Origin of the sequence: Pseudogemmobacter hezensis (genome assembly GCF_013155295.1) — a bacterium.
Lineage (GTDB): Bacteria > Pseudomonadota > Alphaproteobacteria > Rhodobacterales > Rhodobacteraceae > Pseudogemmobacter > Pseudogemmobacter hezensis.
Genome location: NZ_JABJXT010000030.1, coordinates 1 through 26,210, shown reverse-complemented (window position 1 = coordinate 26,210; position 26,210 = coordinate 1). Strand labels below are relative to the sequence as shown.

Here is a 26,210-nt window from a genome sequence, read left to right as displayed (position 1 = left end):
AGAACTGAGCCCGGATCAGACCCGCATCGGCATGACGACATAGACGGCAGAGGTGTCATTACCTTCACGCATCAAAGTCGGGTCGCCCGAGGTGTTGAACAGGAAAACCGCATTCTCACGATCAACCTGGCTGGCAATCTCCAGCAGGTATTTCGCGTTGAAACCGATTTCCAGCCGCTCATCAGCATAGGCGACGGCGAGTTCCTCTTCTGCCGCACCGCTATCAGGCGCATTGACCGAGAGGACCAGGCGATCCTCATCCAGCGAAAGTTTAACGGCACGCGAACGCTCGGAAGAAACAGTCGCCACACGGTCAACGGCCTTCGCGAACTCGCTGGCATCAACCTCAAGGCGGCGGGTGTTCTGCTGAGGAATAACCCGGGTGTAATCGGGGAACGTGCCGTCGATGACCTTTGAGGTCAGCGTGATCGCGGGGGTCGCAAAGCGGATCTTGGTTTCCGAGACCGAGACTGCGATCTTCGCCTCATCATCATCCAGCAGCTTGCGCAGCTCATTCACGGTCTTGCGCGGCACGATGACGCCAGGCATTTCGCCCGCATCATTGGGCAGCGGCGCGTCAATGCGGGCAAGGCGGTGACCATCGGTGGCGACAGCGCGCAAAACCGGCCCATCCTCGCTTTGCGAGACGTGAAGGTAGACGCCGTTCAGATAATAGCGGGTTTCCTCAGTCGAGATCGCGAATTTTGCCTTGTCGAAGAGACGACGCAAGTCGCTGGCAGGGGCCGAGAAATTGGTCGTATATTCCGACGAGGCCATAACCGGAAAGTCTTCTTTCGGCAGCGTCGCCAGGCTGAAGTTAGAACGGCCCGCTGCGATGGAAAGGCGGCCAGAGGCCCCGTCCTCGGTCAGGTTTACCAGCGCCCCATCCGGCAATTTGCGCACGATTTCATGCAGCATGACAGCAGAGACCGTGGTCGCGCCCGCCCGCTCGACCATTGCATCGGCACGGTCAACCACCTCAATATCGAGATCGGTTGCCCGGAAAGAGACCTGCGCCCCCTCGGCCTCGATCAGCACATTTGCGAGGATCGGAATGGTGTTGCGCCGCTCTACGACGGACTGAGCCTGCGAAAGTGCCTTGAGAAGTGCGGCGCGTTCGATCGAGAGTTTCATTCTTCCAAATCCCCTTGCCCAACATTCTGGGCGCACAAAGCGGTCCGGGAAACCCGGTTGCCTGTTTTCCCCGATTTTGCGGAGGTTTACCTGTCACGTCAAGAGCGAGAGGCCTTTACACCGCGCGCCCCGGAGTTTTTCAAAACTCCGGAACGATTTCCTCCAGGAAATCGGGCGCTCAGCCTTGCAAAAGCCGGGTGAGCAGCTGGATGTCATCGGCAAGCTGGCTGTCAGTCGCGGTCAGCTCTTCTATCTTTTTCACGCCATGCATGATGGTCGTGTGATCCCGGCCGCCAAACCTGCGACCGATTTCGGGCAGCGAACGCGAGGTCAGCTGCTTTGAGAGATACATCGCCACCTGGCGCGGACGCGCGATAGTGCGCAGCCGCTTTGGCCCGATCATATCAGAAAGGCGGATATTGTAGTGTTCGGCCACTTTGCGCTGAATTTCTTCGACCGAAAGTTTGCGATCCGACGCCCGCAGAATATCGGCCAGACAATCCTGGGCCAGATCCAGGGTGATCTCACGTCCGACCAGCGAGGCGAAAGCAAACAGCCGCGTCAGAGCGCCTTCCAGCACACGGACATTGGTGGTGATCCGATGGGCCAGAAACTCCAGCACACCCTGGCTGATTTCAAGGCCACGATACTGGCCACGGTAGAACTCTGCCTTTTGCTGCAGGATGCCAAGGCGCAGCTCGTAATCGGTCGGATGCAGGTCAACCACCAGGCCGCATTGCAGGCGTGATTTGATCCGATCCTCAAGATCTTTGATTTCACCGGGGGCGCGATCAGCAGAGATGATGATCTGCTTGTTCTGATCGACCAGGGCGTTGAATGTGTGGAAGAATTCTTCCTGGGTCGAGTCTTTTCCCGCGATGAACTGCACATCATCGACCATCAGCACATCGACCGAGCGGAAGAGCGATTTGAAATCCATCACCTGCTTGTCACGCAGGGCCTGCACGAAGCGATACATGAACTGCTCGGCCGAAAGATAAAGCACCTTCAGCTCGGGCTGGCGTTCGCGCAACTCATGGGCAATCGCATGCATCAGGTGCGTTTTGCCGAGACCAACGCCGCCATAAAGGAACAGCGGATTGAAGGTGACCGGGCCACCTTCGGCCACGCGGCGGGCGGCGGCATGGGCCAGTTCGTTGGGTTTGCCGACGATGAAGCTGTCAAAGGTGAAACGGGCGTCAAGCGGTGCGCCTGGCAGCTCGTCATCCGCAGCGCGGTTGCGCACGGCCTGACGTTGGGCTGCCGGCTCTGCCCCCTGGCTGGCGCTGCGCGGGCGGACAGTCTCGGCAGCACTGACGCCGGCGATAAACTCAAGACGCTCGACCGGCGCGCCGGAGGTGATCAGCTGATTGCGGATATGTTCGGCGTAATTGCGCTGCACCCAATCCCCGAAGAAAGGCGTCGGCACCTCAAAAGAGGCGACGCCTTCGTTCAGATGCGACAGGCGCAGCGGCTCGATCCAGGTCTTGTAATTGTGTTGTCCGATCCGGTGAATAAGCGCTTCACGGATCTGCCCCCAAGTGTCATTCGTCATTCTAACCAGACCTGCTCAATCCTCAGGCCGAACTGCAGGATGCAGCACGGCCAAATCCGCGAAACCCGATGCATCGTTACGGTCGCCGCGAGACGCGGGAACGGAACTGCGCAGCGCCTCTGCTTCAGGGCGAAAGAACAGGCACACCGGCCAGCGCAAACTGAGCCGATCTGAAAAGGATGGCAGCCGAAAAAAGCCGCATCCCATTGTGCGCAAACCGGAATTTTCGATCTTATTGGCTGGCAGCCCAAAGTGTCGAATGTGGTTTCCGATCTGCGACAACACCATGTCCCCCAAGACGAAGTGAATCGCAGGCTCAAACTAGCAAGCCGTGAGCAGGCGATGCAACTGAACAACTTGCTTGACAGCGAGTCCTGCCAAGCGAATCCCGGCAGGCCCCTGAAAGCACTGGATTGACCATGCGCCAATGCGGCCCCGAGACGGTCAAAGCATCAGCTGAACTTTATTTTCGGGGGTGGGTTCAGCACTTTTCAAAGCCGGGAATCACCGCAGGCGCGGGAATCAGATTCTGCCCGCCGTATGATTCCCTGGCTGAATTGCCGCTGCATGAAGTCGACACAGATGCGACAATGATGTGCAGGCAACGAAAAGGGCGCGATCCCGAAGGATCACGCCCCTATTCCATGCCCCTGAGGGCCCGGCGTCAGCCAAAAATCAGGCAGTTGCGCCAGTGGTTTTCACCCGTGCCGCAAGGCGCGAGATTTTGCGGGAAACGGTGTTCTTGTGCAGAACGCCCTTGGTCACACCGCGTGCCAGCTCGGGCTGAGCGGCTTTCAGAGCAGCAGCAGCAGCAGCCTGGTCGCCCGAGGCGATGGCTTCTTCAACTTTGCGCAGGAAGGTGCGGATGCGCGAGCGACGGGCTTTGTTCACGGCATAGCGTGCATCGGCCTGACGGGCGCGTTTTTTCGACTGGGCGGTATTTGCCATGGGCTTTGTCCTTCGGATTTCAAACTGTAAACGCGCAAAACCCAATGGCCCCGCCCATATGGCCAGAACTGGCCCGGAGGACGGGAATCACAAATGCCAAAGCGGGCCCACACGCATGTCTGGCGCAGCCTTTACGCGAAAGGCCGCACCTTTGCAAACGGGAATCAGCGGTCGCGGAACTGCGGCTGACGCTTTTCCAAAAAGGCAGCCATGCCCTCTTTCTGATCCTCGGTGGCGAAAGAGGCGTGGAACATCCGGCGCTCGAACAAGAGGCCTTCGGCAAGGGTCGTCTCCTGGGCGCGATTGACCGCCTCTTTGACGATCATTGCGGTAATCATGCTTTTTTCGGCGATCTTCGCCGCGACCTTAAGTGTCTCTTCCATCAGCGATTTTGCGGGGAATACCCGGCTGACAAGGCCCGCACGCTCGGCCTCGGCTGCATCCATAAAGCGCCCGGTCAGATGCATATCCATGCTTTTCGACTTGCCGACGAAGCGGGTCAGGCGCTGCGTGCCGCCCATACCGGCGCAGATGCCAAGGTTGATCTCGGGCTGGCCGAATTTCGCGCTGTCAGCGGCGAGGATAAAATCGCAGATCATCGCCAGTTCGCAGCCGCCGCCCAGGCAATAGCCGGAAACCGCCGCGATGATCGGGGTGCGGGCGCGGGAAATCGCCTCGGCCTCTGGGCCAAAGAGGTTGTCGAAGAACACCTCTGTAAAGCCCTTGCTGGCCATTTCCTTGACATCGGCCCCGGCGGCAAAAGCCTTTTCATTGCCGGTGATGACGATGCAGCGCACCTTGTCATTGCGGTCAGCGGCGGTGACGGCCTGGGCCAATTCGGTCATCAGCTGCGCGTTCAGCGCGTTCAGCGCATCGGGGCGGTTCAGGCGGATGAGGCAGGTATAATCCTCGATCTCGACGATCAGAGTTTCATAGGCCATCGCGGGATCTCCGGTTCAGATTGGGGTCATGTCCTACCATTCCGGGCCGGGAAGGCAAGCTGGAGCCTTATTTCTGGCAGATCGGGCAGAAAAACGACGAGCGTCCGCCCTGGGTGATGCGAGAAATGGTGCCCCTGCAGCCAGGGGTGACGCAGGCCTGGCCTTCGCGGCCATAGACGCGGAAACTGTGTTGGAAATAGCCCAATTCGCCATCAGCCTGACGGTAATCTTTCAGCGAAGAGCCCCCGGCCTCAATCGCATCGCTGAGCACTTCGCGGATCAGCGGCACCAGCCCTGTCGTCTCGGCCCGCGTCAAAGCCCCCGCCAGGCGGTCCGGCGCGATTCCGGCGCGGAAAAGAACCTCACAGACATATATATTGCCCAGCCCGGCGACGATTCCCTGATCCAGCAGCGCAGTTTTCACCGGGCTGCGTTTGCCTTCAAGGCGCGAGGCCAGATAGGGGCCGTCGAAACTGTTGCCCAGCGGCTCTGGCCCGATCACCTGCAAAAGCGGATGTGCCTCGGCGGTGGCGCTGTCGATCAGGTCCATCGCACCAAAGCGCCTGGCATCGTTGAAGGTGATGCGGGCCCCGCCCTCCATATCCAGCACGACATGGTCATGTTTCGCAGGCGCGGGATGCTCATAATGAAAATTGCCTGCCTGCGCGCCAGAGATCAGCATCCGGCCAGACATGCCCAGGTGGATCAGCAGCGTCTCGCCCGTCGACAGATCCGCAAGAATGTATTTCGAGCGCCGCCGCAGCGCCTGAACCCGTGCGCCGGTCAGACGCCCGGCCATATTGGGCGGGAAGGGCCAGCGCAGATCCGGGCGATTGACCTGCGCAGTCAGGATCTGGCGGCCGGTCATCACCGGCTCCAGGCCGCGCCGGACGGTTTCCACTTCGGGCAATTCGGGCATCGGCACTCTCCTGCGGTCTGACCTGCGCAGATCTATGCCATTCCAGGGCTTTGCCAAAGGGGGCGGATGCGGATTGACTGGTTTCCCCCGCCTCTTCTGCGGTATATCCCGTTGCAACAGACCACCGACCGGGCCAGAGGCCCGCTTTGCAGCGGCGAAAATCGGGCGAAAACCATGGCAGACCAAGACAAAACCACTCATTTCGGCTTTCGTGATGTGCCAGAGGCCGAAAAGGCAGGTCTGGTCCATGGCGTGTTTTCTTCGGTCGCCTCAAAATATGATATCATGAATGACCTGATGTCGGTCGGGATCCATCGCATCTGGAAGGATGCGATGATGGATTGGCTGGCCCCGCGCCCCGGCACCAGGCTGCTGGATGTGGCGGGCGGCACCGGGGATGTGGCCTTCCGCTATCTGACGCGGGCGCCTGGTGCCTCGGCCGTGGTTTGCGACATGACCGAAAGCATGCTGATTGCCGGGCGGCAGCGCGCCGAGGCCTCTGCAAAGGCGGATCAGCTGGATTGGGTGGTTGGCGATGCGATGGCACTGCCCTTCCCGTCGAACAGTTTTGACACCTATACGATCAGCTTTGGCATCCGGAATGTGACCCGTGTTCAGGACGCGCTGAATGAGGCCTTTCGCGTTTTGCGCCCCGGCGGGCGGCTTATGGTGCTGGAATTCAGCCAGATCCCGAATGACCTGATGCAAAAGGTTTACGACCTGTATTCCTTCAATGTCATCCCTGCGATGGGCCAGATGGTGACGGGGGATCGCGATTCCTACCAATATCTGGTGGAATCGATCCGCAAATTCCCTGAACAAGAGGTCTTTGCCGGAATGATCCGCAAGGCCGGGTTTGAGCTGGTGAAATACCGCAATCTGTCCATGGGGATTGCCGCGCTGCACTCTGGTTGGAAGGTCTGAGATGCGCGGTCCGCATAATATCTGGCGGCTGATCCGCACCGGGGCCACCTTTGAGCGGACCGGGGCAATGGTTGTGGCGCTGGAAGCGATGGAAGTTTCGCCCCGGTTGCGCTTTGCGGCGCGGCTTTTGGGGCGGCCGTTTCGCTTCCTGGGGCTGAAAGGCGATCCCGCATTGCCGCCGGTGACGCGGGCGATCACAGCGCTTGGACCCGCCTATATTAAGCTGGGTCAGGTGCTCTCGACCCGCCCCGATATTGTCGGTGCCGAACTTGCAGAGCAGCTGAAATATCTGCAGGACCAGCTGCCACCCTTCCCGATGGAAGAGGCGCAGGCGATTATCTCGGCCGAGTTTGGCTGCCCTGCATCCGAGCTGTTTTCCGAGATGTCCGCCCCTGTCGCGGCAGCCTCGATCGCGCAGGTTCATCGCGCCAGGGTCCGTGAAACCGGGGCCGAGGTTGCGGTGAAAGTGCTGCGCCCGGGAATTGAGCGGGCGTTTCGCAAAGATATCGATGCGTTTTACTACGCCGCAAAATGGATGGAGCGACTGGCACCCTTCTCGCGTCGGCTGCGCCCAACCGATGTTGTCACCCATTTCGACAGGGTGGTTCAGGGCGAGCTGGATCTGCGGCTTGAATGCGCTGAAGCCGCTGAATTTGCAGAGCAAACGGCAAAAGATGCTCACCTGATCGTGCCTGCGCCACATTGGGCGTTGTCTGGGCGGACGGTGCTGACCATCGATTGGGCCGAAGGTATTGGCCTTAACGATTCGGCCGCGATGACGGCGGCGGGGATAGATCGTGCAGAGCTTGGGCGGCGGGTGCTGACCATGTTTCTGTCGCATGCGCTGCGCGATGGTTTTTTCCATGCCGATATGCACCAGGGAAACCTTAAGGTCGCAGCCAATGGTGATCTGATCGTCTATGATTTCGGCATCATGGGGCGCATCGACGAATATACCCGCAGGGTCTATGCCGAGATCCTGATGGGCTTTATTCGCCGGGACTATCGCCGCGTCGCAGAGGTGCATTTTGAGGCGGGATATGTTCCTGCAGACCGGGATATCGAGGAATTTGCCCGGGCGCTTCGCGCCGCTGGCGAGCCGATCTTCGGAATGACTGCCAGCCGTATCTCTATGGCCAAGCTTTTGGCATATCTGTTTGAAGTAACAGAAAATTTTGGCATGCAGACCCGGACAGAGCTGATTTTGCTGCAGCGCACTATGGTCGTCGTTGAGGGGGTGGCCAGAAGCCTTGATCCACAGCTGAACATCTGGGAGGTCGCCCGCCCTGTCGTCGAGGGCTATATCCGCACAAGTATCGGACCAAAGGCGGTATTGCGTGATCTGTGGCGTACCAGCCGCGTGTTGTCGCGGTTTTTGCCCAGGCTGCCCGCGCTGGTCGAGGGCCGCCTGATCGCTCTTGATGAGGCCAAGCAATCGCCCAAACCAGAACGGGGTTTTGGCTGGGGGACGGTATTGCTGCTGTCTGGCTTTATGACGCTGACGACACTGGGTCTGGCAGTTGTGATCGCAAAAGCTTTCTGACGGGATCGGCCAGCGGCCTGGCGGGTTTTCTGCCTGTGTCACGGTGCCACCGTCAGCTGCTTAAGCGGTCAGGTGTCAGCATGGCGCAAGGCCGTGACCGATGTGGCGGGCACCTCGATTCCCCCTTCCAGAACCAGGGTCGTGCCATTCGCACCGCCCCGCGCCTCGGTGATTTTGGCATAATATTCCACCGGGCTTTCCCCAAGCAATTCGCCACCCTGCCAGCTTTCCAGGGTCAGGATATAGCGCCCATCGGCAAGGGGAGTGCCAGTCGCATCCCCGCCGAGCCATTGATAGGGGGCCGCACCGACTGGCAGGTCTTCACGAGAAACAAGGTTTCCGCGCGCGTCATGAACGACCAGAACCACCTGATCCGCTGTCGCCGCGGGGTTTGGGGACAGGGTGATCGGATCGCCACCGAACCAGACCACATCTGCCGGTGCCCGCGCCTCCTGGCCGACCCAGCCCGCCAGCTGTGACATACCCATCAGCGCAAATTGCTGCCCCATCGCGCCCAGAAGCTGGTTGGTTTGAACCTGCTGTTCGACGCCGGAAAATGTCGCCAGCTGCACTGCAAAATCAGTCGCCTCTACCGGGTTTAACGGATCCTGATTCTGCATCTGAACCGTCAGCATCTTCAAAAATGTGGTAAAGTCTGAAGTGATTGCCGAGGGGCTGCCAGTGCTCTGGCTGGTATTATAGCTGCTGTTTGCTGCATTGACCTGCATATTGACCTCTTAAAGTCTGAGATAAAGAGCACTGCGTGGCAGCGCGTTTTGCCTTTGATCGGGCGCTAAATCTGCAAGCGGCATATCACGCGACGGGATATGATCCTCGGGCACAGCCGATTGCGACGCGGTTTCTTGCTGCTGACCGTCACCGGGATTAAGGGTTCCGAACTCCATCGCCGCCTCATTGAAGCCGGCTGCCCGAAACTCGGCCATCAGACGATCCGCATGCCGGCGCAAGAGATCCAGCGTGTCCGGGCGCTCTGCCAGCAGCGTAAGGGATACCCGGTCGCCATCCGTTGCAACTTCGATTCGCAATGAGCCCAGTTCTTCTGGTGAGAGCCGGATCTCGGTTGTGGTTCCACCCGTGTTGACAATGCTTTGCGTGATTTGTGAGGGAAGATGGGCTGGCAGATCAGCGCGCGGCTGCGGAAGTGCCACCTCTCGGGCGCCCGCCGAATGCGATGTATTATGCAGGGCTGGCACGCCTGCAGAGCTATCGCTGAGAAAGCCTGGTGCACCATTTGACATTTCCGACGGCATGTTGAGGGCCGCTTGGGGCATCAACATGTTTTCAGATCTGGCGGCATCGCTGGTGAAGCGATCCACTGAAATAGCAGGGCCGTAAGCAGAAGCGGGCGCGGCCCTTTCCGGGGCGGGGCTGGTCGTGATAATCGGCTGGTCGTTTGAGATATCTTTATTGGCGTTTGGCGATTTCCCGTCACCTGATCCCGCGTTGAGGCTTCTGTTCTGTAAAGCGGGGGGGGCTATGACTGTAGGCACCTGGCGATGCCCCTGAGCTGATTCAGCCTGCGCCATTCCAGGAATTTGCGCCGTGCCGATACCGGGATTCGCCTTTGAAAGCCCATCATCCGGCTCGGGTGAATACGCATTGAGCTTTGTATCAGAGGGGGCTGCGGGCGGGCTAACGCGCGAAGAACCTGGTGAGCCGGGTGCTGGATCAGGCGCTGAAAAGACCGTGGCTCTCACTGGGGCATCGCCAGTGGGCGATCTGGCTGCTGGCGGCTCTGATTGCGATTGCGATAGGGACCCGTCTTTCACATCACCCGTGGCCGATGTGATCGAATGCCGCGAAACCTCCCCCCCAGCTGAGGAAGCCTGTGTGATATGCCCTGCCGCCTCTGGGCGGGCTATCTGCGCGCCGGGCGTGGCCGCCGCATCGGCCGACTGCAGCGGGCCGGGGACAACGGCCGGTGACGCAGCGCCTGCGCCAGGGGGTAGCGCCATGCCCGGGGCGACAGGCAGGGCTTTTGGCGCAGAGGTGACGGAATCCTGCGGTTGTGGGGCCGTGCGGCCCTCACCACCGAAGCCGATTCGGAATGCGTATTCTGCCTCTCGCATTGACGCAGCCGTGGCCGATCGGCTGGTTTCAATGGCAGGGAACACAGGTCGTTCCAGGGCTGTATCCACGGCGTCATCAGCATTGGCATAAGCGCCGTTCGCGGGTGTCAGTTCAGCATGTCCGGCTAAAGAGGCCTGCGCCAAAATCGGCAGCGAAAGAGGCGCAAGAGGCTCTGGCAAATTGCCGGTTCCCTGCATTCCAGGCTCTGCATCAGACGGCGCATCCGGAAGCAAATCCTGTGCGGTTTCAGGTGGTTCCGTCACGGCAGAATCAGGCATCACTTCTGCCGCAATATTCTCTGCAGGCGGGGCAAGGGGCTCCAGCGTGAAAGGGGGCAGGCCATCGGGCGCAGCTGCGCCTGGGCCAGCTGCGGCCTGCTGCCCGGCGCGGATATTGCCCCAACCGTTGAGACCTGGAGAAGCCGGACCACCGGCGAAGCTAATCTGAACGTTCTGCATGACTGGTTTTCTCTTCTGAGCCCGCTCTTTTTCTCAGCTTCGGGTTACCGGATGTTTACCGAAACAGCGTCAGGATCCGAAAAGTCGAAATAAAAAGGACGATTTCTTATGACGGAAATTTTGATGACGCCCGCGGCGGGCATATCCCGGCCGCAACCGCCAGAGCAGACGCAGCTGATGAACAAAGCGCGCGAGATGGAGGCTATGTTTCTCTCCGAAATGCTGGCGCAAGGGGGGCTGGGCGATGCCCCGGACAGTTTCGGCGGTGGAATCGGGGAAGAGCAATTTGGCTCTTTCCTGCGGATGGAGCAGGCGAGGCTGATGGTTGATCGCGGCGGTATTGGCCTTGCAGAGACGCTGTTTCGTGCGATGGGAGGCACAGAAAATGAACTTTGAGCAACTTGAAGGCCTGTTGCAGCAAACAAGAAACGCTTTGCTGGAAGGTGACCTGACGGCGCTGGATGTGCTGGCCATGGAAACTGAGGCTGCCCTGGAAAATACGGGTGCGCTGGATGAAAAAGGGCTGGATCGGGTCCGTTTGCTGGCGGGTGAGAATGCAACCCTGATTGAGGCGGCACTGCGCGGAGTGGCGGCAGCGAAAGAGCGGCTGTCCCGGCCGGAAGCATTCTCGACCTATGATTCGCAGGGGCAGCGAGGGCTGATTTCTTCAGCTGATCCGGGAAAGCCACGCCGTATCTGAAGGCACGGCCGAACGCTGGTTCAGCCGCATTTGATGTCATCTCAGACGGTGACCGGATGGCGCATAAATATGTCAGAACAGAACGCTCCGGGCAGGCCGCTTCGGCATGGCGACCACGCGCAGACGAAGCCCCACGCCACCTGCTGAGGCAGAGCAGAACGCGATCCCGGGGATTGCTTATCCGGCCCGGGATGATTTTCGTCTTTCAGAGCGGACGGGGCCGGGTGACAGGCAACCTCCTTCAGGTCGCGCCCGTCAGCAGGAGCCTGCAATATTCGAGTCAAATACCGGATAAACGCAAGAAATGGCTCAAAGCGGAATTAACAACTTAGAAGGTATCTGCTGCGAAGTTGTTCATGCATCCCGATGTGGGGATGGCGCCGCGGGTGGCCCCCGGGGCAACGGTCAGAATGCCGGAACTGCTGCCCTCACGGGCGGCGCTTACGCCCAGGTGCAAAGCAATCGGGCAGCCAGAGGATACTCAAATGTCGTCCATTCTGACGAATTCCAGCGCAATGGTCGCGCTGCAGACCCTTAAAACCATCAATGGCAATATGAATAAGGTTCAGTCGGAGATTTCGACTGGCAAAACCGTCTCCACTGCCCGTGACAATGCTGCGGTCTGGGCCATCTCTAAGGTGATGGAGTCGGATGTAAAGGGCTTCAAGGGCATCTCGGACAGCCTCGCACTTGGCTCATCGTCGCTGTCGGTCGCGCGCGAGGCGGCAGAGAAAATTGAGGGCCTTCTCAATAATATGAAAGAGAAGATCGTCTCGGCCCAAAGCGAAAATGTGCCGCGCGAAAAGCTGCAAACCGACGTTGAGGCTTTGCGGAACCAGATTGCGGGTATTGTCAGCGGCGCTCAGTTCAGTGCGCTGAATCTGGTCTCCGGCACCCAGGATGTGAAATTCCTCGCATCGCTGGATCGCTCTGACACCGGCGTTTCGACCTCGGACATCACGGTTGCACGTCAGGACCTTAGCGCAGGGAATGGCACGTTGGGCGTTTCGACTGGCTCGCCCCAGATCCTTGCCGGAGTGGCGGTTATTACCGGCAATATCACCGCGCCGGTTGATTCGGCCGGAACGGCCGTGACCAGCATCACAAATGGCGCCAATTCGGCCCGTATGGCGGGTGCCGCGCTGGCTGCGGGTGCATCGGCGACCATTAAAATCAATGGTCAAACAGTCACCTTCACCAATGACACTGGCGCAGGCATGACGGCAGCGGCCACTGCAACCCGGATGATCAGCGAAATCAACAAGCTGGGTGTTGAGGGGGTAACCGCTGTTCTGAACGGCACCACCGACATCGATATTCAGTCGACACGTGCCTTTGAACAGGTAACCGTTGAGCATGTCGCCGGCCTTGCCGCACCGACGATCCCAACGGCAGGACAGGGAACGGTTTCTGGTGCGGTGGCAACCATCTCGCAACGGGCTGAAAGCTATGTCTTTGGCGGTAACGCTGTAAAAGATGGCGACGGCTATACGCTTAACGTTGGTGGTGTTGCCTATAGCTATGTTGCCGGAAAAGGTGAGACCGTTGAAGATGTTGTGCGTGGCCTGAAGATCTCGATCGACTCTGGCAATGTCCCCGGTCTGACGACCAAAGTTGGCCAAAGCGCTACCGGGGCCTGGCAACTGCATATCGACAATTCATCGGATACCAACAGGGCAATTGCTGCAAGCTCGGGTACGGTGAACGGTAAGGCTTCGGGTGGCCTGTTCGGCCTGGATGCTATTGACGTGACCACGGTTGAAGGCGCACGTGCAGCGCTTTCCAACATCGAGACCATGATCAACAAAGCAATTGATGCAGCGGCTGAGTTCGGCTCGGCACAAGGACGCATCGACACCCAGACCGGCTTCGTGTCATCGCTGACTGACGCAATGACGGCTGGGATTGGTACGCTTGTTGATGCAGATATGGAAGAAGCTTCTGCACGCCTTCAAGCACTTCAGGTTCAGCAGCAATTGGGTATCCAGGCGCTCTCGATCGCGAACCAGCAGCCGCAAAATCTGCTTGCACTGTTCCGCTGATGACTATGGCCGGGGTCGTAAGGCCCCGGTCATCCCTAACACATTGGTAGAACGGAATTTGTCAGAATGACTCTCAGCTCCAATCTGGTCTATGCACAGCCTTCGGCGCCGATACGTACTGCGCGCATGGCTGAATACGACATCATCGCACGCGTGACACAGCGCCTGGTTGCCGCACAGAACGGGCGAAACGAGGACCGTACAGAATTGCTGGAAGCGGTCTTCAACAACGAAAAGCTTTGGTCCACTCTTGCCGCAGATGTCGCTGAGCCGACAAACGGCCTTCCGGCAATGCTGCGGGCGCGGCTCCTTTATCTCTATCGCTTTACTGTGGCGCACAGTCGAAAAATTCGTGACAACGCTGCGGATGCGGCCGTTCTTATCGAGGTTAATAAAGCCATTTTGAAGGGGCTGCGTGGCCAAGAGGCGGTAACATGACTGGCCTTGTCCTAAAGCTTGGGCCGCATGAGCGCGTACTCATAAACGGCGCCGTAATCGAGAACGGCGACAAGCGCTCAAGACTTGCCGTGATGACGCCCAATGCGAATATTCTGCGTCTGCGTGATGCTCTGCACCCCGATGAAGCGAACACTCCGGTACGCCGTGTTTGTTACATCGCTCAACTGGTGCTTTCAGGAGATGCCCCGCCGATGGAAACGCGCAATCAACTGCTGCGTGGCATAGAACAACTCAGCCAGGTGCTGACCGATCCCGACAGTCGCCAACTGCTTTCGCAGGCAAGCGCTGCGGTTTTGGATAGTCAGCATTATCAGGCCCTTAAGGCGCTTCGCGGCCTTCTTCCACGCGAATCTCGCCTGCTGGCTACAGGGGGGTGACATGAGCTTTCAGCCAATCATATCAGGAAGTGGCTATACCGGATGGCTGATGCTGAAACGTACTATGCCAAGCCAGGAGGCAGCATGGAGGTCAAGCCCGGTCAACCAACGTGAAGCCAATTATTTTCGAGATAATATTGGCAAAGTGACATCTGCGGATGACCTTGTTTCAGATCGGCGTTTGTTAAAGGTTGCACTATCTGCATTCGGACTTGAGCAAGATATAAATGCGAAAGCATTCATAAAAAAGGTTCTTTCTGACGGGGTCGACAATCCGAAAGATCTCGCCAACAGACTTGCGGATAAAAGCTACAAGTCTCTTTCGGAATCATTCGGATTAAGTGGTCTGGAGCTACCAAATACTATTGAGGATGGATTTGCGGACGAAATTCTGGAAAAATACCATTACAGGCAGTTCGAGTCGGCTATCGGAGAAAGCAATTCATCGTATCGGCTGGCATTGAATACCGAACGTGAACTGGCAAGGATATCAAGCCTTCCTGTAAGCGAAGACACGAAATGGTATATGATTTTGGGAAGCAAGCCACTTCGGGCTGTATTTGAAAAGTCGTTCGGATTTTCGTCTGGATTTGGCAACATAAGTATAGATCAGCAACTAAGCTCTCTTAAGGGAAAGGCTCAGTCAGTTTTTGGAAACTCTGGCGTAACGCAGTTTTCAGACACGGCAAAAGTTGAAAAATTGATCAGAAATTATCTGATTCGTGAATCGCTGAGCGTTTCACAAATGTCCCCGGCACAAAGCGCTTTGCAGTTGCTGCATTCTATGAAAAGAACCTGATATTTTGGGCTGCCACTGCGCTCAATACCGCAATAGAATAATCCAACTTTCTATTAGGTCGTGTAGACAAAGAAGATTACCGGGCGTTCGGCTGTGGTTCGAGATCATCTCTCCGTGGGAGGTGAGCTTGGCTCGCAACCTGATGCTCAACGACGAATGGGCATTATTTGAGAATTTCATCTTGCCCGTCCGGACTTAGAACAGGCGCATGTCTCGACCCCGTGAAAGTTTTGTCGTGCTACAGAGCAATGAGTGTGACCATGGACGACGGCATCAAACGCCGAACGGCGACGCGCTAAACCGCAGACGGCGTCGTCGAAATCGTCTGCAACACGCTCTGGATGGGCCCTTTGTGAACTTGACCTGGGCCGTTGATCGGAAAAAGGGAAACTCCCCCAGCGCCGAGGGGGACGCCAGGGGATTCGCTGCACCGACACAAAAGAGCTGCCGGGCACCTGTAAAACGGCTCCGGCAGCGCACTCAAGTGACTGGTGAACAATTGACTCGCTAAGGTGAAGCGACGTTTCCCGTGAACAACGGGCGCCACCTCACAATCAGACCGTCGGCCGCCTGACAAACTCGTAACTCTACAACCCGACGCGCAAATCTATCCCATATTCGACGCGAGAGTTAAATTCGCGTGGTTGCCTAGGCACTTTTACCTACAAACACGCCCTTTTATGCGCCCGGTAACACTGGCGCTTATCCGGCCAGGCTTTTAAACATGACAGGTGATCGGGGGTGATCTGCCCCCACAGCCTGGCTGCCGACCCCCGCAAGGGCACCTGGCACGATCAGGTGACAGGGCGGCAGAGGAGGCGCTGATGCGCTATTCATTGCGGATTCTACTGGCGCTTTGCCTGGCAGGCCTGCAGCTGGTTGCAGTGCTGGTTGTGGTCTTCTCGTCTTATTTCACGTCAGAGCGGGCCCTGATTGCGCACGCCCGCGACCTGCTGCGCGATGTTGGCACCAATGCGATCGAGCACTCAAAGGGCTTCCTGAATCCGGCGCAGGGGGCTGCCGAACTTGCCGCCAGGCTGGCCCAGAACCAGGTGGTTGCCAGTGACGACCAGACCCGGCTTGAGCAACTTCTGTTCCAGCAGTTGCAGATCGCGCCGCAGTTTGCCGGGGTCTATTTCGGTGGCGAGGATGGCAGTTTTGTCATGGTATCGCGCACCCCTGGTGAGGCGGGGCCATTTCGCAGCAAGATCATCTCGGTCGAGAATGGCCATCGGGTTGTTCAGCTGATCTGGCGCAATAATGATTTCGGCATCATCCGCCGCGAGCTGACCCCCGAGGATCCCTATGATCCGCGCAACCGCTCCTGGTATATGCAGGCCCGCCGGGATCTGGGCACGATCTGGACGGACCCCTATATCTTCTTTTCATCGCGCCAGCCCGGCATCACGCTTGCGGCCCCGGTTCTGCGCCCCGCGGGCGGGCGAAGGGCAGCCGGGGGCACGTCCCGGGCGATCTGGGGGGTGGTCGGGGTCGATATCGAGATCAGCCGGATCTCTGATTTCCTGTCACGACTGCAGATCGGCCAGCATGGCAAGGCGCTGATCATCCACCGCAATGGCGATGTGATCGCCCATCCAGACCTCAGTCTGCTGCGGATCACCGCCGGGGATGGCTCTTTGCGCTTTGCCAATATCAGCGAGATCGACGATCCGATTGGCCGCACCGCCTTTGCACCCCTTGCCAGAGCCGGAGAGCTGCAGGTTGGTCAGGTCATGTCGTCGCAATTCACCTATAAGGGTGAGGTCTATGTCTCTACCGTGATGCCCCCGATCAGCGAAAGCCTGCCCTGGACCATCGGGGTCTATGCGCCAGAATCCGATTTCACCTCGGTGATCAAATCAAATCGGGCGCAAAACGTCTGGATCGCGGTAGCCGTGGCAGCCGTTTCTGGCCTGGTCGGGCTGGTTCTGGCCGGTTATATCTACCGCCCGGTGCGCGCCTTTGCCGTGCGCAACGCCCTGATTTCGCAGGGCGAGGTTGACGCCGACGCGCCGCAGCCGCGCACCTATAAAGAGCTTGAAAAGGCCAATTCCACGCTGATGCAGCAGATCGCCGCGCGGCGCGGTGCCGAACGTGAGTTCGGGCAGACCTTCGAGCTGTCATCGCGGGCCATGGCGCTGATCTCGCCGACTGACGGCAGCATCATCCGCGCCAATGCAAAATTCGGCGAGATTATCGGGGCCGATCCGGCTCTGGCGATTGGCGGCAAAATCACGGATGTGGCCCATCCCGATGATCTGTCCGGCTACGCCTGCCGCGACAATCCCGCCTATCAGCCCGACCCGGACGCAGAGGCCAGCCAGGAAATGCGCTGGTATCGCCGCGATGGCAGCCTGATCTGGGTCAAGCTGAACTCGATCATCATCCGTGACGATGCCGGAAAGCCGCTGCACGGCGTGCTGACGGTTGATGATATCACCGAGGAAAAGGCCAGAACCGGAAAAATCACCCAGCTGAACCGCGATCTCTCGCATATGGCGCGGGGCAATACGATGGGCCAGATGGCAGCGGGCCTGGCGCATGAGCTGAACCAGCCGCTGACCGCGATTGCGCAAAACGCCGATACGGCCCTGCTGACGCTGTCAGAGCAGAACTGGGACGAGGCAGAGATGCGCGAACTTCTGTCAGAAATCGAAAGCCAGTCGCTGCGGGCAGGCGATATCATCCGCGCGCTCCGCAGCTTTATCCGCAAGGATGAGGGCGTCAGAAAGCCGTTTGATTTCAGTGAACTGCTGGATCAAACCCTGCGCCTTGTCCATGCCGAGGCGACCGAGGTCGGTGTGCGGATCACCCGCGACACCCTGCCCTTGCCGCAGGTGATGGGCAACCGCGTCGAGATCGCGCAGGTCATGGTCAACCTGCTGCGCAATTCAATCGAGGCGATTGCCAGCGACAAGGAAAATACCCGCCTTATCATGGTCTCGATGCGGATTGGCGAGACTGCAGACCCTGACGGCCAGGGGCGCAGCCAGCTGACCGTCACGGTCGAGGATACCGGCCCGGGCGTCGGCGAGGACATCACGCTGTTCACGCAGTTTGAAACCTCAAAACCCGAAGGGATGGGGCTTGGCCTGTCGATCTGCCGCTCTATCATCGAGGCGAATGGCGGCACTTTGTGGCATGAAAAACCAGGTCTGCGTGGGGCAAGATTTTGCTTCACGCTGGATGTGGCAACCAGGACGACATGATGGAACGCAAGGCTCCGGCGACACCGTCGCAAGAAACGCTGACGGTCTATGTGGTTGACGATGACGAGGCGATCCGCGCCTCACTGTCCCGCTCTCTGCAAAAAAGGGGCTATCGGGTCGATGCCTTCGCCTCGGCCACCGATTTCCTGATCGGCTATGAGCAAGAAAATGCGGGCTGTCTGATCCTTGACTATGGGATGCCGGGCATGAACGGGCTGGAGCTGCAAGAGCATATGGCGCGCACCGGCCTGCAGGTGCCGATCATCTTCATCACCGGCCATGGCGGGGTGCCGGAATCGGTGCAGGCCATCAAGGCCGGGGCCCTGGATTTCCTGGAAAAGCCTTTCCGGCAATCGGTGCTGATCGAGCGGATAGAGGCGGCCTTCGCCCATGTTGCCGAAAGCCACGCCCTGCGGGCCGGATCTGAGATGGTGCAGGCAAAATTCGACCGGCTGACCGGGCGTGAGCTGGAAATCGTGCATCACATGGTCGCCAACCCCTCAGAAACCTCCAGCAAAGAGGTGGGCGCGCGCCTGGGCATCAGCCCCCGCACCGTCGACCACCACCGCGCCCGTATCCTGGAAAAGCTGCAGATCCGCTCGGTCGCAGAGCTGATTTCGCTGGCCCAGCATACGCGTCCGGGGCATCTGCCATGAAACGGATCGATCTGAATGCCGATCTGGGCGAGGGCTATGGTCCCTGGCTGCTGGGGAATGATGCGCAGATGCTGAAGATTGTCAGCTCGGCCAATCTGGCCTGTGGCGGTCATGCGGGCGATCCTGAAACCATGTTCACCGCCCTGACCCAGGCAAAAGAGCGCGGCACCGTCATCGGGGCACATCCGGGCTATGCCGACCGCGAGGGCTTTGGCCGCCGCATCATCCAGATGAGCCCCGGCGCAATCACCCGCATGCTGACCGCCCAGATCGGCGCCTTACAGGCCCTGGCCGCTTTGGCCGGAACACATGTTCACTATGTAAAGCCGCATGGGGCGCTGGCAAACCTGGCGGCGGCGGATCCGATCATCGCCTCTGCCATTTGCAACGCGGTCGCGGCGCTACCCGGGGAATTGGCGCTGCTGGCGATCTCAGGCACAGCATTAGAGAAGGTGGCCAATGGCCGCGATATCCCTGTTTATTCAGAGATTTTCGCAGATCGCGGGTATTTGCCAAACGGCCAGCTGATGCCCCGCGATCAGCCGGGCGCCGTGCTTCACGATCCCGATCAGCTATGCCAGCGGATGCTGGATTTCCTTACCACTGGCGAAATGCCGGTGGCAGGCGGCGGCTCGGTGCGGCTGCGGGCAGATTCGATCTGCATTCACGGCGATACCAATGGCGCAGTCAAACTGGCCCAGGCATTGCGGACCGCCCTGACAGATGCCGGAATTTCGATCTCCCCCTTTCTGTCCCGGTGAACAGGATGCAATCGCCTCGATTTCGCCCCGTCGCAGAGCACAGCCTTCTGGTCGAGTTTGGCGAGGGCGTTGACGCCACACTCCACCAGGCTGTGCTGCAGCTGGATGCGGCCCTGAACGCCGCACCACCGCCTGAGATGGTCGAAACCGTTCCGGGAAATGCCTGCCTGCTGGTCAGGTTTGATATGTTGCGCACCGATCACGCAGCAATGGAGGCAGCGATCCGACAACGCCTCGACGCACGCCCCGCCGAGCCTGCAGAGCCCCGTCAGCATCAGATCGACATCTGCTATGATGAGGGCTGCGCCGTCGATCTGGCCGCAATCGCCGCAGCAACCGGTCAAAGCGAAGATACCGTCATCGCCGCGCATCTTGGCGCGACATATCAGGTTTTTATGTATGGGTTTGCTCCCGGCTATGCCTATCTGACAGGTGTTCCGCCTGCGCTGCAATTGCCGCGCAAGCCTGCGGCCATACGCGACATACCTGCGGGTTCTGTCCTGATCGCCTCCTCTCAATGCATTATATCAACGCTGAAGATGCCATCCGGATGGTGGATAATTGGTAAATCCCCGACCAGAATTCTGACATCCGACCCAACGCACCCCTTCCTTTTCGCCCCGGGAGATGAGGTTCGGTTTCGTCGCATCCCGGCCTCACAGGCAGAGCGGACCGATGGCTGACGCGCAGCTTAGAATTACCTTTGCCGGACCGCATGTCTCTTTGCAGGATGGCGGCCGCCCGGGCTGGGCACGTTTCGGCGTGCCGCAATCGGGGGCCATGGACAGGGTGGCGCTGGCGGCAGCGAATACAGCAATCGGCAATCCGGCCGGGGCAACCGTGATCGAGATATCCAGGGGCGGCCTGCATCTTGAATGCCTACTTGGCGAAGTCGGATTTTCTCTGGCAGGCGGCGGCTTTATTCTCGAGCACGGCAGCAAGCGCTGCGGATCCTGGCGTCGGGGTCAGCTCTGCCGGGGAGAAAAGCTGGTCATTCGGCCTGGCCTATGGGGAAGCTGGTGCTACCTCGCGTTTAGTGGAGATTTTGACAGGCCAGCATGGCTGGGCAGCCAGGCAACACACGGCCCTTCGGGCCTTGGAGGTGGGCGCCTTCTTAGCGGAGAAGAGCTGCGCATCGCCAATGCAAAACCACAACGCAACCTGCCAGCGGTAATTCCTTGCCCCGTTTTCGCCCGCGCCCGCCCGCGCCTGCGCATTGTCCCGGGTCCGCAGGAACGGTTCTTTGGCACCGAGGCCCTGGACGCCCTGCATCATGGGAAATGGTCCACAACCGGAGCAAGCGACCGAATGGGCACCCGGCTTTCGGGGCCCTTTATTGCTCCGTCAGCACAGTTGAACATGGCTTCCGAACCGCTGTCCCGGGGCTCTGTTCAGGTGGCCGGTGATGGGGTCGCTACAATTTTGATGGCAGATCATCAGACCACCGGCGGCTATCCCAGAATTGCAACTGTGCTGGATTGCGATCTTGATGGCTTCGCTCAGACTACGCCGATGCAGTCCATCCAATTTGTAACTGTCGCGCCCAGCGAGGCAATCAACCTGAGCCGTCAACACATTTCCAACTGCGATCGCTATATCCAGCGGTTGGGAATGATTGCATCCGGCTAGACGTCTATAGGCATCCGAGTCGCGAGCGTCACGACCTGGCTCTTTCATTCTTCAACTTGTCCCTGCGTCGGCCCCACATCGCGATGAAGATCTGCACGAGAAGCACAGGTCACCTGAAATCTCTCTGCATCTGCAATCTTTCCAGAACCTGATTCCGGCCGAAAGCTGCGCGTGCAGCGTCCAGCTCGGCTTGCCAAATGACCTCTTTCCGTGCAAGTTGATGGTTCAGTTGGGTTCGCCTACCGGCAGCCCACGCCTCGTAGGCCAAATACCGCTGAGCCTCGACGGTATCGGTCATCGTGCTTCCAACTGGTGCTTTGTCCAGCTCGATGATTAATCTTTGTATCGCTTCTCGGTCCGCTGCAGCCTTTGCAAGGCTGGCCGACCGGATTTCAAGAATCATACCAGCCATCTTCCGCAATCTGGATAATTTTACAGCGCTGTTCATCGTAACGCAGTCCGTTTTCTGGCTTTTTCTCGCATCACTGTCGCGAATCTAATGGCTGCAGCGACAGCCGCATAATGCTCACGTTTTATTTCATGACCCAACTCGGTTGCAGCATAAATAGCGCGGGCCGTTGCAGGATCTCTGCGTATTGGGACACCAGCCTCCTGTGCACGCTCGCGAATTCTCGCCGCTATTTCGTCTACTCCTTTAGCAACACAAATTGGAGCGCCGCCCCGTAGCCGGTCCCATCTCAATGCAACCGAATAATGAGTTGGGTTCACGATCACTACATCCGACGCAGGTATTTCTGCGAGCATACGCCGATTTGCTATCTCTTCCGCGCGCCGACGTCGATCTGCCTTCATGTGAGGGTCACCCTCACTATCCTTCATCTCATCAGTCATTTCCTTACGCGTCATTCGGTTACGGCGCAGAAACTCCATTCGTTGCCAAAGGTAATCGATCACTCCGAAAAAAATGTTCAGCACAGTAATAAGAATAAAAAATGTATAGAGCAGTTCAATAATTAAAAGCGCTACAATGCCTGCATCCAGACGAAGGCTGCCGACCATCCGATCAAATTGACCAATAAGATACAACCATAATACGGCAGATATAGCAGATACTTTTATCAGCTTTTTAAAGAAATCTACCAATCCGCTCCGGCCAAATTTTTGCCCGAAATTTGCTATAGGTGACAATCTTGACAACTTCATATGAAGCTTCGACGGTGCAAATACCAAGCCCCGGGATCCAATCAGCCATATAATGTTCAACGTCATCGGCATCAGCAGCAAGCCAAGAATAGGCATCGCAATGTGAAAAGCTACCGACGAGATTACAGTACCAGCGCCATGATCACCTGGAACAGGCAGCGAATCTGCCTGATCAAAAAATAGCATCGCCGCTTTGCCAGCATAGTTTACTGCTGTAGCGCCAAATACAGCGGCGCCCAGCAACAATCCGATGCCAACAAGAGCAGCCTGAACGTCCTCGGATCGAACGGCGTCGCCGTCATCACGCGCCCTTTCAAGCCGACGGGGCGTTGGATCAAACTGCTTGCTGTCCCGATCGCTGTCAGTATCCGACACTACCAACTCCCAAAAGGATTGAGCAGACGCAGATGAACCATCTCTTGCCACACCTGAAGCAAAAATGGCGTTGCTATCGCGAGCAGTACCAGTCCTCCTAAAGTCAGAGCTGGGGCACCAATAAAGGTGACCATGAGCAGTGGCATAGCTCTATTAATGGCACCAAGCCCAAGATTGTAGAGCAGGGCCGAGATTACGAACGGCGCAGCCATAGCGAAGGAGAATGCAAATAGTCTTGATACCTGAAGCAGCCCCAACTTTGAAAAATCCTGCGCGCCAAGCGGCATTCCTGGTGGCAAAAATTCGTAAGAATACACAATAAGCTCTACGGCGCGGGAAAGCCCCCCCATCGAAAGAAACAGCACCAGCCCGGAAATGGCGAAAAGATTAGAAACGATTGGCTGCGGCTCAGGCCCTGTACCATTGAACATCTGAGCCAAAGAAATGGATTGACCAACCATCGCCCCCGCAGTTTGAGGGCACATAACCATTACTCGAAGCAGGAAGCCCAAAGTGAGTCCAGAGACAACCTCTACAGCAACAACCGATAGAGTGAATACAATGCCATCCGCAGATATTTTTAAGTTATGATTAAATGTATTTGATACAGCAGGAAACACGATAATAGTAATCAGAAAAACAATAGATATTTTTATTTTTTGCGGCAAATAGCTCTCGCCAATACCCGGCAAAATCGCAATCACTGCACCAATCCGCAAAAATACAACTCCATATTGCCACACGATGTCTTCAGCAACCCCGAATACATCACTCAGCTGATAAACAATCCCATTCATATCGGCACCTGGCCAAAAAGAGCTGGCCTGGTGTCGCTGGAAATCTCCTCGTAGGAAAGAACAGGCACCCGCAGTCCACGCGCCTGCACGACCGTCCGCAAAAATCTGCGTCTTACTGCTGATGTAACAATAGCAGGCGCGGCGCCGCCTTCTCTCGCCTGAGAAAGCCGTTCCGCGATGCCGTTGGCAAGCCTGGAAAAAAGATCAGGCGGCAATGCAACGTCACGAATACCTCGATCTCCGTCGGTCTGATGCGCCAAAAATGTGCGCTCCCATTCCGGGGCGAGTTGAATTAATGGGATAGTGCCATCGGGACGACGAAACTCTGATATAATCTGAAAACCAATGCGCTGACGAACATGCTCACAAACCGCCTCGGCTGAACCAAGACTCCTCGCTTCAGCAACAGCCTCAAGAATTAAGGGAAGGTTTCTTATCGAAACACGCTCATCTAATAGCAGCCGCATGACAGCATGAAGCAAATCCATCGGCACTTTATCAGGGATCATGTCATCAAGAAGCCTGCGATTCGCCTCTGCTCGCGATCGATCACTCAGGTCTGTGAACTCATCCAAAAGGCGACGCAGTCCACGTATTGACAGGAGACGTGAAAGGCTAGCCTTCAGCACCTCCAGGAGATGAGTGGCAAGAACCTCAGCCGGCAACACGACCGTCAATCCCGAGAGCACCGCGTCTTCCTGAAGCTCTGGTCCTATCCACTTTGCTGGGGCCCCATACACTGGCTCTTTTACTTCTGCGCCGTCCAGCACTACCGCATCGTCGGACATAAGAACGAGAACCTTGTCCGGGAATAGCTGATCCGTAACCCGTTCAACGCCCTGAATCCGGATTCGATATTGACCGCTGGGCAGTGTCGCTTCATCAGTTAATCGAATTTCAGGTAAAATCAGACCATAAGTGGCGGCAATATATTTGCGCATACTTGCTATTCTGCCATCAAGGCCGGTGGCAGGATCTAGCGCCATATCAACCAGATTTGGCGAGAACTCTATATGAATCTCATCGAAGTCGAGGACATCTCCGATAAGTTGGCGCACCGCTGGCTGGGCGACGTCCGCCGGAACGCCTGCCTGTTCGACCGGCCTCTTCCATCCTTTCCAAGCGCACAAACCCAATGCCGTTGCAGCGCCAATAAATGGTATAAACGGCATACCAGGTAGCATGGAAAAAACCATCATCATGACTGAAACTGTGGCAAGCGCAGTGGGATATCGACCTAACTGACCAAAGAAATTTACATTGACCGCTCCCTTGTTCCCACCGCGGGAGAGCAGCAACGCGGCCGCAACAGAAATAATCACAGCCGGGATCTGCCCCACCAGCCCATCGCCCACAGTAAGCATCGCATATGTTGAAATTGCGCGCGATGCATCCATATCGTGAAAACCAATACCGACTGATAATCCGACGATAAAATTTAGTGCGGTTATTAACAGGCCCGCGATTGCATCACCTTTAACAAACTTAGAAGCCCCATCCAGGGATCCAAAAAATGTTGTCTCCGCGAGCTCTGATTCGCGGCGCCCCCTGGCCTCTTCATGAGAAATAGCGCCTGCTGACATATCGGCATCAATAGCTAACTGTCGCCCAGGCATCCCATCCAAAGCAAATCGCGCACCAACCTCGGCCATTCGGCCTGCGCCTTTCGTTATCACAATAAAATTAACAATCATAATAACCACAAAAACTACCATGCCCAAAACAATATTTCCGCCCATGATAAATCCGGCGAAGCCTTCTATAACTCGGCCCGCCGCAGCCGTACCGTTGTGACCATCACTAATTATCAGTCTTGTCGACGATATATTTAATGAAAGCCGCAGAATGAGTGATGACAGCAATATGGTTGGGAATGCTGAAAAATCCAAAGGCCTTTCAACAAATAACGTTATCGTTAGCATCAAAATGGCGAGCGCAAATGACAAGGCAAGACCAAAATCAAGCAAAAAAGGCGGAATCGGAACAACCATCACGCCAATGAGAAGCATCAAAACAACAGACAATGCCACAGTCGGATGAAACAACTTCAAATACCAGTGCTTTTCCATATATCACACCCCTATATATATTCACAACTTACAATGTTTTAATTAAAATTCGCCACATATATAGCAAACTAAGTACACCCCACCAGACACCATCATGCCAACAAAAAAAGCGCCAAACACTACATTTTTCATACTGAACTTAACATCTCAAAAGTACCAGGAAATAATATAAATTTACCAGTTTACAATATCTGAAATAACCGCTTTCACATCTCTAGCTTCATCTGACAAAGATCGACCCTTTGACACCACTCCCATATTCGAAGCGCTCGCACCATTTCCAACCGCAAACTCGGCTGCCCTAGAGAGCTCACGCACAGATGAACCTGAAACACCGGCCCAGTTTCCTGCCCAAAGGGCTGCTCTGAAAGCGTCGTCATTTCGCCCCATTGAATGAAATATGGACTCAGCCGCTTTCGCATCCCCTAATTGAAGAGATGCCTTCGCAAGCATTTCCAAATCCGTGGGATCATCCAGTGCAGACGACAGCATAATCGCGAGCCTCGCATCTCTTTTTAGCAGCGCGGCTTCCGCTGGGCTTTGTTGCGCTATTCGGCTTGGGGGCGCAGATACCCCTTTCCCGGTTATCTTCAGCGCATGCGGACGGTCTCGGGCGTTCCGAGTGATGTGAAGCGGTTCATGAGTGCGATGCGGATCTGA

The 26,210-nt window shown here is 57.2% G+C and carries 26 protein-coding genes; 13 read left to right on the top strand and 13 right to left on the bottom strand.

Features of this window, described 5'->3' with window-relative positions; all coding sequences use genetic code 11:
- Positions 1-15: 15 nt before the first annotated feature.
- The 6 genes from dnaN to mutM all read right to left on the bottom strand — a co-directional run bounded on the left by dnaN (position 16) and on the right by mutM (position 5,497).
- Positions 16-1,134, bottom strand: coding sequence for a DNA polymerase III subunit beta (gene dnaN / locus HOY34_RS20270; RefSeq protein WP_172366266.1), 1,119 nt, complete (start codon positions 1,132-1,134; stop codon positions 16-18).
- A gap of 178 nt (positions 1,135-1,312) precedes the next feature.
- On the bottom strand, positions 1,313-2,689 hold the full coding sequence (dnaA, locus tag HOY34_RS20265; RefSeq protein WP_172366264.1) for a chromosomal replication initiator protein DnaA: 1,377 nt from the start codon (positions 2,687-2,689) through the stop codon (positions 1,313-1,315).
- Positions 2,690-2,704: 15 nt separating this feature from the next.
- The gene (locus HOY34_RS20260) at positions 2,705-2,971 is read right to left on the bottom strand and encodes a hypothetical protein (protein ID WP_172366262.1); all 267 of its coding nucleotides are present in this window, start codon (positions 2,969-2,971) and stop codon (positions 2,705-2,707) included.
- Between the two features lie 393 nt (positions 2,972-3,364).
- A complete protein-coding gene (rpsT, locus tag HOY34_RS20255) occupies positions 3,365-3,637 on the bottom strand; it encodes a 30S ribosomal protein S20 (protein ID WP_172366260.1) in 273 nt (90 codons plus the stop codon).
- Positions 3,638-3,801: 164 nt separating this feature from the next.
- Positions 3,802-4,578: an enoyl-CoA hydratase gene (locus HOY34_RS20250; protein ID WP_172366258.1), complete on the bottom strand. Its 777-nt coding sequence runs from the start codon at positions 4,576-4,578 to the stop codon at positions 3,802-3,804.
- A 67-nt stretch (positions 4,579-4,645) separates the two neighbouring features.
- Positions 4,646-5,497, bottom strand: coding sequence for a bifunctional DNA-formamidopyrimidine glycosylase/DNA-(apurinic or apyrimidinic site) lyase (gene mutM, locus HOY34_RS20245; protein WP_172366256.1), 852 nt, complete (start codon positions 5,495-5,497; stop codon positions 4,646-4,648).
- 174 nt (positions 5,498-5,671) lie between these two features.
- Between mutM and ubiE the strand changes: the two genes are divergently transcribed.
- Together ubiE and ubiB are read left to right on the top strand one after the other, a co-directional pair.
- The gene (gene ubiE / locus HOY34_RS20240; RefSeq protein ID WP_172366254.1) at positions 5,672-6,421 is read left to right on the top strand and encodes a bifunctional demethylmenaquinone methyltransferase/2-methoxy-6-polyprenyl-1,4-benzoquinol methylase UbiE; all 750 of its coding nucleotides are present in this window, start codon (positions 5,672-5,674) and stop codon (positions 6,419-6,421) included.
- A gap of 1 nt (position 6,422) precedes the next feature.
- Complete coding sequence (gene ubiB / locus HOY34_RS20235; RefSeq protein WP_172366252.1) at positions 6,423-7,964, top strand: 2-polyprenylphenol 6-hydroxylase; 1,542 nt, start codon at positions 6,423-6,425, stop codon at positions 7,962-7,964.
- Between the two features lie 68 nt (positions 7,965-8,032).
- Here ubiB and HOY34_RS20230 read toward each other — a convergent pair whose 3' ends face one another.
- The gene (locus HOY34_RS20230; RefSeq protein WP_172366250.1) at positions 8,033-8,692 is read right to left on the bottom strand and encodes a flagellar hook capping FlgD N-terminal domain-containing protein; all 660 of its coding nucleotides are present in this window, start codon (positions 8,690-8,692) and stop codon (positions 8,033-8,035) included.
- A gap of 9 nt (positions 8,693-8,701) precedes the next feature.
- Complete coding sequence (locus HOY34_RS20225; protein ID WP_172366248.1) at positions 8,702-10,513, bottom strand: flagellar hook-length control protein FliK; 1,812 nt, start codon at positions 10,511-10,513, stop codon at positions 8,702-8,704.
- A 123-nt stretch (positions 10,514-10,636) separates the two neighbouring features.
- Here HOY34_RS20225 and HOY34_RS20220 point away from each other — a divergent pair, with 123 nt between their 5' ends.
- The 11 genes from HOY34_RS20220 to HOY34_RS20170 all read left to right on the top strand — a co-directional run bounded on the left by HOY34_RS20220 (position 10,637) and on the right by HOY34_RS20170 (position 21,145).
- Complete coding sequence (locus HOY34_RS20220; protein ID WP_172366280.1) at positions 10,637-10,909, top strand: rod-binding protein; 273 nt, start codon at positions 10,637-10,639, stop codon at positions 10,907-10,909.
- Positions 10,878-11,213, top strand: a complete 336-nt coding sequence (locus HOY34_RS20215; RefSeq protein ID WP_172366246.1) for a flagellar biosynthesis protein FlgN — start codon at positions 10,878-10,880, stop codon at positions 11,211-11,213. Before HOY34_RS20220 ends, HOY34_RS20215 begins: the two co-directional genes overlap by 32 nt.
- A gap of 485 nt (positions 11,214-11,698) precedes the next feature.
- Positions 11,699-13,255: a flagellin N-terminal helical domain-containing protein gene (locus HOY34_RS20210; RefSeq protein WP_172366244.1), complete on the top strand. Its 1,557-nt coding sequence runs from the start codon at positions 11,699-11,701 to the stop codon at positions 13,253-13,255.
- A gap of 66 nt (positions 13,256-13,321) precedes the next feature.
- Positions 13,322-13,693 carry a flagellar biosynthesis regulator FlaF gene (flaF, locus tag HOY34_RS20205; RefSeq protein ID WP_172366242.1) on the top strand — a complete coding sequence of 124 codons (372 nt, stop codon included), beginning with the start codon at positions 13,322-13,324 and terminating at the stop codon, positions 13,691-13,693.
- Positions 13,690-14,091: a flagellar biosynthesis repressor FlbT gene (flbT, locus tag HOY34_RS20200; RefSeq protein WP_172366240.1), complete on the top strand. Its 402-nt coding sequence runs from the start codon at positions 13,690-13,692 to the stop codon at positions 14,089-14,091. Before flaF ends, flbT begins: the two co-directional genes overlap by 4 nt.
- Position 14,092: 1 nt before the next feature.
- On the top strand, positions 14,093-14,890 hold the full coding sequence (locus HOY34_RS20195; RefSeq protein ID WP_172366238.1) for a DUF1217 domain-containing protein: 798 nt from the start codon (positions 14,093-14,095) through the stop codon (positions 14,888-14,890).
- Positions 14,891-15,714: 824 nt separating this feature from the next.
- Positions 15,715-18,099 (top strand): cache domain-containing protein, encoded by a 2,385-nt coding sequence (locus HOY34_RS20190; RefSeq protein ID WP_172366236.1) that lies wholly within the window; start codon positions 15,715-15,717, stop codon positions 18,097-18,099.
- Positions 18,099-18,755: a response regulator transcription factor gene (locus HOY34_RS20185; protein ID WP_172366234.1), complete on the top strand. Its 657-nt coding sequence runs from the start codon at positions 18,099-18,101 to the stop codon at positions 18,753-18,755. The genes HOY34_RS20190 and HOY34_RS20185 overlap by 1 nt, the downstream gene beginning before the upstream one ends.
- Positions 18,752-19,516, top strand: coding sequence for a LamB/YcsF family protein (locus HOY34_RS20180; RefSeq protein WP_172366232.1), 765 nt, complete (start codon positions 18,752-18,754; stop codon positions 19,514-19,516). The genes HOY34_RS20185 and HOY34_RS20180 overlap by 4 nt, the downstream gene beginning before the upstream one ends.
- Before the next feature lie 5 nt (positions 19,517-19,521).
- Positions 19,522-20,199, top strand: a complete 678-nt coding sequence (locus HOY34_RS20175; protein ID WP_172366230.1) for a 5-oxoprolinase subunit B family protein — start codon at positions 19,522-19,524, stop codon at positions 20,197-20,199.
- Entirely contained in the window at positions 20,192-21,145 is a 954-nt protein-coding gene (locus tag HOY34_RS20170) for a 5-oxoprolinase subunit C family protein (RefSeq protein WP_172366228.1), read from the top strand. Before HOY34_RS20175 ends, HOY34_RS20170 begins: the two co-directional genes overlap by 8 nt.
- Positions 21,146-21,254: 109 nt before the next feature.
- Here HOY34_RS20170 and HOY34_RS20165 read toward each other — a convergent pair whose 3' ends face one another.
- The 5 genes from HOY34_RS20165 to HOY34_RS21895 form a co-directional block, all read right to left on the bottom strand.
- Positions 21,255-21,548, bottom strand: a complete 294-nt coding sequence (locus HOY34_RS20165; RefSeq protein ID WP_172366226.1) for a hypothetical protein — start codon at positions 21,546-21,548, stop codon at positions 21,255-21,257.
- A 41-nt stretch (positions 21,549-21,589) separates the two neighbouring features.
- Positions 21,590-22,684 (bottom strand): EscU/YscU/HrcU family type III secretion system export apparatus switch protein, encoded by a 1,095-nt coding sequence (locus tag HOY34_RS20160; RefSeq protein WP_172366225.1) that lies wholly within the window; start codon positions 22,682-22,684, stop codon positions 21,590-21,592.
- Positions 22,684-23,481, bottom strand: a complete 798-nt coding sequence (locus HOY34_RS20155; RefSeq protein ID WP_172366223.1) for a flagellar biosynthetic protein FliR — start codon at positions 23,479-23,481, stop codon at positions 22,684-22,686. The genes HOY34_RS20160 and HOY34_RS20155 overlap by 1 nt, the downstream gene beginning before the upstream one ends.
- Entirely contained in the window at positions 23,478-25,550 is a 2,073-nt protein-coding gene (locus tag HOY34_RS20150; protein ID WP_172366221.1) for a flagellar biosynthesis protein FlhA, read from the bottom strand. The genes HOY34_RS20155 and HOY34_RS20150 overlap by 4 nt, the downstream gene beginning before the upstream one ends.
- Positions 25,551-25,724: 174 nt before the next feature.
- A partial coding sequence (locus HOY34_RS21895; RefSeq protein ID WP_216654861.1) for a hypothetical protein occupies positions 25,725-26,210 on the bottom strand: 486 nt, incomplete at its 5' end.

Bases quoted from the DNA above. Each gene is read 5' to 3' on its own strand.
- dnaN (WP_172366266.1), bottom strand. From the start codon at position 1,134: ATGAAACTCTCGATCGAACGCGCCGCACTTCTCAAGGCACTTTCGCAG.
- dnaA (WP_172366264.1), bottom strand. From the start codon at position 2,689: ATGACGAATGACACTTGGGGGCAGATCCGTGAAGCGCTTATTCACCGG.
- rpsT (WP_172366260.1), bottom strand. From the start codon at position 3,637: ATGGCAAATACCGCCCAGTCGAAAAAACGCGCCCGTCAGGCCGATGCA.
- HOY34_RS20250 (WP_172366258.1), bottom strand. From the start codon at position 4,578: ATGGCCTATGAAACTCTGATCGTCGAGATCGAGGATTATACCTGCCTC.
- mutM (WP_172366256.1), bottom strand. From the start codon at position 5,497: ATGCCCGAATTGCCCGAAGTGGAAACCGTCCGGCGCGGCCTGGAGCCG.
- ubiE (WP_172366254.1), top strand. From the start codon at position 5,672: ATGGCAGACCAAGACAAAACCACTCATTTCGGCTTTCGTGATGTGCCA.
- ubiB (WP_172366252.1), top strand. From the start codon at position 6,423: ATGCGCGGTCCGCATAATATCTGGCGGCTGATCCGCACCGGGGCCACC.
- HOY34_RS20230 (WP_172366250.1), bottom strand. From the start codon at position 8,692: ATGCAGGTCAATGCAGCAAACAGCAGCTATAATACCAGCCAGAGCACT.
- HOY34_RS20225 (WP_172366248.1), bottom strand. From the start codon at position 10,513: ATGCAGAACGTTCAGATTAGCTTCGCCGGTGGTCCGGCTTCTCCAGGT.
- HOY34_RS20220 (WP_172366280.1), top strand. From the start codon at position 10,637: ATGACGCCCGCGGCGGGCATATCCCGGCCGCAACCGCCAGAGCAGACG.
- HOY34_RS20210 (WP_172366244.1), top strand. From the start codon at position 11,699: ATGTCGTCCATTCTGACGAATTCCAGCGCAATGGTCGCGCTGCAGACC.
- flaF (WP_172366242.1), top strand. From the start codon at position 13,322: ATGACTCTCAGCTCCAATCTGGTCTATGCACAGCCTTCGGCGCCGATA.
- flbT (WP_172366240.1), top strand. From the start codon at position 13,690: ATGACTGGCCTTGTCCTAAAGCTTGGGCCGCATGAGCGCGTACTCATA.
- HOY34_RS20195 (WP_172366238.1), top strand. From the start codon at position 14,093: ATGAGCTTTCAGCCAATCATATCAGGAAGTGGCTATACCGGATGGCTG.
- HOY34_RS20190 (WP_172366236.1), top strand. From the start codon at position 15,715: ATGCGCTATTCATTGCGGATTCTACTGGCGCTTTGCCTGGCAGGCCTG.
- HOY34_RS20185 (WP_172366234.1), top strand. From the start codon at position 18,099: ATGGAACGCAAGGCTCCGGCGACACCGTCGCAAGAAACGCTGACGGTC.
- HOY34_RS20180 (WP_172366232.1), top strand. From the start codon at position 18,752: ATGAAACGGATCGATCTGAATGCCGATCTGGGCGAGGGCTATGGTCCC.
- HOY34_RS20175 (WP_172366230.1), top strand. From the start codon at position 19,522: ATGCAATCGCCTCGATTTCGCCCCGTCGCAGAGCACAGCCTTCTGGTC.
- HOY34_RS20170 (WP_172366228.1), top strand. From the start codon at position 20,192: ATGGCTGACGCGCAGCTTAGAATTACCTTTGCCGGACCGCATGTCTCT.
- HOY34_RS20165 (WP_172366226.1), bottom strand. From the start codon at position 21,548: ATGATTCTTGAAATCCGGTCGGCCAGCCTTGCAAAGGCTGCAGCGGAC.
- HOY34_RS20155 (WP_172366223.1), bottom strand. From the start codon at position 23,481: ATGAATGGGATTGTTTATCAGCTGAGTGATGTATTCGGGGTTGCTGAA.
- HOY34_RS20150 (WP_172366221.1), bottom strand. From the start codon at position 25,550: ATGGAAAAGCACTGGTATTTGAAGTTGTTTCATCCGACTGTGGCATTG.